Genomic DNA, 4,875 nt, shown 5'->3' with positions numbered 1-4,875 from the left:
CTTTTAGCGTTGACGTTAGCGCCTTTGGAGATCAATAACTCTGCCACTTCTTTATGACAGTATGCCCAGTGGAGAGGGGTTTCGCCTAGCAAACTTTTAGCGTTGACGTTAGCGCCTTTGGAGATCAATAACTCTGCCACTTCTTTATGACCTGCTATACTTGCTGAGTGTAGAGGTGTGAAATTGACTCTGCCTTTAGCGTTTACATCCGCGCCCATTGATATGTGAAGCCTCGTCATTCCCTCATCACCAGTTATACTTGAAGTATGTAACGGGGTCCAATCACTTAAACCCACTAACGATTTTAAGAACTTAAACATTAGGTTGCAGATAGTTGCTCCTGCAAGATACATAAAAACAATCCATCCTATTGCTTTCCATATGCTTCCTACGGCTAACCAAAAGCAATATAATGATCCAATTAGCATTGCAATAGTCAAGCAACACCATAAAATACAGTTAATAGGACTATACAGCCATGGAGAAACCATAGATCTTCGTGCTGCAAAATTGCATGCAAGCCAATTCCAAAGATTAAGACCAAAAAGTGCAAGTATTATCGCTAAAAGAAGCATGATTTTCTCTCCCCCCCCCTTCTTTATTATAACACACTCCTCAGCACCGGTCCTTGCCTTGGTAATGAAACATCATCCGTAAAAGATGATTTCCCTCACGGCCCATCGGAAACATAGCTCCGTTTTGACGCAATAGCTTCCCTTTTTTGTTTCCGCGCTGGAGGCTCCTCGGAAACATAGCTGCGATAAAGGGACATAGGCTCAAGAAAGCCTATGGTTATGCTGTTTTATGAGAGATAAAAACGGACATATACAGGAAATAGATTTTTCCTCAGAGCCTCCTTTTCAAAAAATTCCAATAATGCATAGAACCGGAATATTTGACTTCAAAAACCGTGGGTAAAAGGATTCTGTCCAGGAGAAAACTGATACAAAAAAGAGAAAACTTCCAGTGCTAATTATAAAAAGGGAAGCTATGTCCCTACAGCACAGCTATGTTTCCGATAAGCCTGGTTGATGATCTCCACGATACCTTCAATGGTATACTGATCGTACGTCACTTTTTTTCTCCTGCTGCTTGATCCACTTCGTGAGGGCCTCCAGGGGGGATGCCCAGCTACGGGAAGAGTTGTCTGTTCACCCAGGTCCTCTTTGCTGTAATCAAGGTATACCCTCAATGATATTTTTTGTATCAATGGTCCATTCTCTTAGGAACCCCTTTAAATGATTATTTATCTCATCGAATTCATTTTCTTTCATTAACGTCGGATTAGGAAGAAAGTAATATTCAAGCTCCAAATCTAAATACAAGTTAAGAAAAGGATTCTCGTCATATTTCACAAAAAGTATGCCATGGATAGTCTCCCGAAAATGCTTGAATTTATTATAATATGGCTTATATTTTTCAATGAATTGGGCTGGTGAATTATCTGGAATCAACTGACAGAGCCCAAAAACATCGAGCCGACAATGCTCTGGGACACAATATGGTCCATACATAGCCAATCTACATTCAAATTTATCCATCATCCCAATGAAATTTTCCGAGATTTCAGCAACGATAAAGTTATATGTACCATCTCTCTTCTCAAAAAACTTGATTGGATTCCCTTTTTTATCCCGACATTTGCTAAGAATAATATCTTGGATTCTCAAAGAGATGGCCTTAGCAGTTGTTTTCGTGCCATCATAATTATCCCCCGGCACTTCGCCATAAGATGGCAACCGGTATAAAGTATTCCCATTCTTTATTATTTCTTCCCGATATACATCTTTTATCAGTATTTCGGAAAAGCAAAAGCCCTGTTCATCATTAATCTCCTTGCCCATTCTATCCTTAATCTTATTCATTTCGTATATCAAACGAAGCTCAAAATAGATTTTTCTTTCTTCATCTAGATTATAACAGAAATCAACAGAGGTTCCTTTCTTGTTCAATGAATCCTGTGTGAATTCATAGATCAATGGGTGTCCCGATGTCTCAAAGTCATAAGCAAATAAAGCTTCAAACACATGGCTGTTGAAGTTTTTTCTATCATTACAGGAGATGAGGGACTTTATCAACTTCTGGTATTTTCCAAGCCCTTTTAGGAAATCAATTTTCTTAACAAGTCCATCAAATTTAGGAGAAGATTCCAATATTTTCTCACTAGTTCCAATCTTCAACAGTGTTGTTTTCAGTTTCTCATCCAATTTTTCTTCTCTCATATTCAGCAATCTCCAAGAATTAAGAAATTTTAAAATAATAAATGTATTGTCACTTAAACAGTGTCATCTGTTCCGCTTTCTGTCCAGTTCAGTCTTCATCATCCTCATACTTTCATCCCTATTATACCTGCAGCGCATGAGGTAGGCAAGAAAGCAGACAATATTGGACAGGGCGAACAGTACCCGAGGCGAACAGATCCAAGGGTAAACATGATAGACTCCATGAGGAGGTCAATACTCTATCGCTGCGGCGGAGATTGCTGCCAGAGCGCAGGTGAAGGAGCAAGTCATCTCATGGTGGAAGAAAGTATTGAAACGTCACTTTTCGGCAGGCGGTATAGAATATCATGACGGATGCCCACCTCAAAGGGCATCTTCTCTGCCTTCTCGCCTACCATCTTCAGCAACCTTCTCTCCCTTAATAGGAAGTTCTTGAGGTTCTTCCTTCTCAGGAGGATATTTTTTATCTATCCATTCCCAAAAAGGCAACGTCACCTTACCCACAAGCCACAAAGGCACAAGTAAAAGGACCACCATGAATGCAAAAAAGAGAAAGGCCGGAGCATTTATAAAGTAAACAAAACCAACAACTATTATTAGCAACACTGTGCCCCCCAACTGGATCCAAGATTCTTTATCATTGAGCCGAAAACGGGAAAGGCTTCTGATATCGCGTTTTAATACATAGGCAGTGCTGACGATAGTACCCAATATTAATATAACGAGAGTAATTATATTAAAAACCTCTCCATGACAATTAATAAAATCTATAACTTGTTGGCCAACCATATAGCCCACTAAACAGAAAAGAAAGTAGGCAGCAACACCTGTGATAACCTTAAGAATTATTCTCATGATATAGTTCCCATAGAAGCCTTTTTCTTTATTATAACATAAACTCCAGACCTGGCTCTCGCCCTCGACGGACCGGGTGAAGGAGCAGCCCCTCCCCGGGTGGAAGAGAACACTGAAACGTCACTTTTCTGCCGGTGAGATTGAATACAAGTGACGGGAGGAAGTTGCTCAAGAAGAGGTGGGGAAAATGAAAAAATGCCCTTTTTGCGCCGAAGAGATACAAGATGAGGCTATAAAGTGCAAACATTGTGGGGAAAAGTTGGGCAAGGGATGGAAATTTAAAATATTTGATGATTTTTTCTATAGGTACGAAAATAAATACTGGAAAGAAAGTATTTTCATATTATTTCTTTATTCACTTGCTTCAATTGTGCTTGCTCCAATCGTTTTTGCCGTCCTAGAGTTAGGTATTTTTGAGCTCCCGCCTCTCATAAACGATTTACCTTGGTTTGTTCCAATAATGCTATCCATTGTTATAATCATTGGAACATATTTGTGGGCAATCTTTTTAGGTGATGAACCTGGATTTTTCATCGGTAGAATTGTTTGCGCAATAATTATTGGCGGAATAATTCTTAGTTGTGTAGATTTATTTGCGCCGTTCTGCTGGTCTAGTTTCTTTCATAGAACTTGGGTTGGTTTGATACTCTTTTTCTTTTTTCTTTTCATTGTATCATGGGGAGTTATTTTTCAATTTGCTAGCCTAATTTACCCAACCAAAAAGCTTTTTGATGTTATATCAGACAACCCCAATGCAATAAAAAGATGGATTTCAAAAGGCGCTGATGTCAACGCAAAGAACGAGTACGGTGACACTCCTCTGTGCATTGCAAGCAGTGGAGGCCACAAAGGAAGTAAAGAAATTGTTGAACTGCTCATCTCCTGTGGTGCAAAGGTCTATGTAAAGGGCTATTGGGGTGGTACCCCTCTGCATAATGCAATCTCCAATGGTAATAAAGAAATAGTCGAACTACTTATTTCTAACGGCGCCGATGTAAACGCAAAAGATAAGAACGGCATTACCCCTCTAAGTTTGGCAAGCGAGAAAGGTCACAAAGAAATAATTGAACTACTCAAGGCTCACGGAGCTTTTGATGGTAATATTTTTACGGCAATAAAAGAATGCAATTTGCAAGCAGTAAAATACTTTATACAAAAGAACCCTTCTATAGTAAAAACTAAAGATAATAATGGCACCTTTGGCTGGTACCCGTTACACTATGCAAGTGACGTAGGCCATAAAGAAATAACTGAGTTACTTATCTCCAAAGGTGCTGATGTCAATGCGAAGGACGAGGATGGCAATACCCCTCTGCACGAGGCAATCTCCAAAGGCCATAAAGAAATAGTCGAGTTACTCATCTCCAAAGGTGCTGATGTTAATGCGGAGGACGAGGATGGCAATACCCCTCTGCACGAGGCAATCATGATGGTCGATACAGAAATAGTCGAGATTCTCATCTCCAAAGGCGCTGATGTCAATGCGAAGGACGAGGATGGCAATACCCCTCTGCACGAGGCAATCATAATGTACGATGAAGAAGTAGTTGAGCTTCTCATCTCCAAAGGTGCTGATGTTAACGCTATAGATAAAAACGGCAGTACCCCCCTAAGTTTGGCAACCAAGGAAGGTCATACGGAAATAGTCGAGCTTCTCAAAGCCCATGGCGCGAAGGAATAGTAAAAAGATCTGGCTCTCGGCCAAGAGCGGAGAGAGGGATTAAAGCCTTCATCTCAATTTCCGTCCCATAACTATCGATTGCAATCGCAAATCAGATCCCGATTTCCAGATCATTTG

4 protein-coding genes are annotated in these 4,875 nt (G+C 40.3%); 1 reads left to right on the top strand and 3 read right to left on the bottom strand.

Annotated features, from left to right (window positions below; translation table 11 throughout):
- The 3 genes from RDU59_12755 to RDU59_12745 all read right to left on the bottom strand — a co-directional run.
- The coding region (locus RDU59_12755; protein MDQ7839350.1) for an ankyrin repeat domain-containing protein at positions 1–575 on the bottom strand (575 nt) is incomplete at its 3' end.
- Between the two features lie 600 nt (positions 576–1,175).
- A complete protein-coding gene (locus RDU59_12750) occupies positions 1,176–2,222 on the bottom strand; it encodes a hypothetical protein (protein MDQ7839349.1) in 1,047 nt (348 codons plus the stop codon).
- A 363-nt stretch (positions 2,223–2,585) separates the two neighbouring features.
- Positions 2,586–3,077: a hypothetical protein gene (locus tag RDU59_12745; protein ID MDQ7839348.1), complete on the bottom strand. Its 492-nt coding sequence runs from the start codon at positions 3,075–3,077 to the stop codon at positions 2,586–2,588.
- Positions 3,078–3,264: 187 nt separating this feature from the next.
- Here RDU59_12745 and RDU59_12740 point away from each other — a divergent pair, with 187 nt between their 5' ends.
- A complete protein-coding gene (locus tag RDU59_12740; protein MDQ7839347.1) occupies positions 3,265–4,758 on the top strand; it encodes an ankyrin repeat domain-containing protein in 1,494 nt (497 codons plus the stop codon).
- The last annotated feature ends 117 nt before the right edge of the window (positions 4,759–4,875 follow it).

It is taken from the genome of Thermodesulfobacteriota bacterium (assembly GCA_031082315.1).
GTDB lineage: Bacteria > Desulfobacterota > QYQD01 > QYQD01 > QYQD01 > QYQD01.
This window is presented reverse-complemented; position numbering and strand designations above follow the sequence as displayed.

Coding starts and splice junctions, on each gene's coding strand:
- RDU59_12745 (MDQ7839348.1), bottom strand. CDS start 3,077: ATGAGAATAATTCTTAAGGTTATCACAGGTGTTGCTGCCTACTTTCTT.
- RDU59_12750 (MDQ7839349.1), bottom strand. CDS start 2,222: ATGAGAGAAGAAAAATTGGATGAGAAACTGAAAACAACACTGTTGAAG.
- RDU59_12740 (MDQ7839347.1), top strand. CDS start 3,265: ATGAAAAAATGCCCTTTTTGCGCCGAAGAGATACAAGATGAGGCTATA.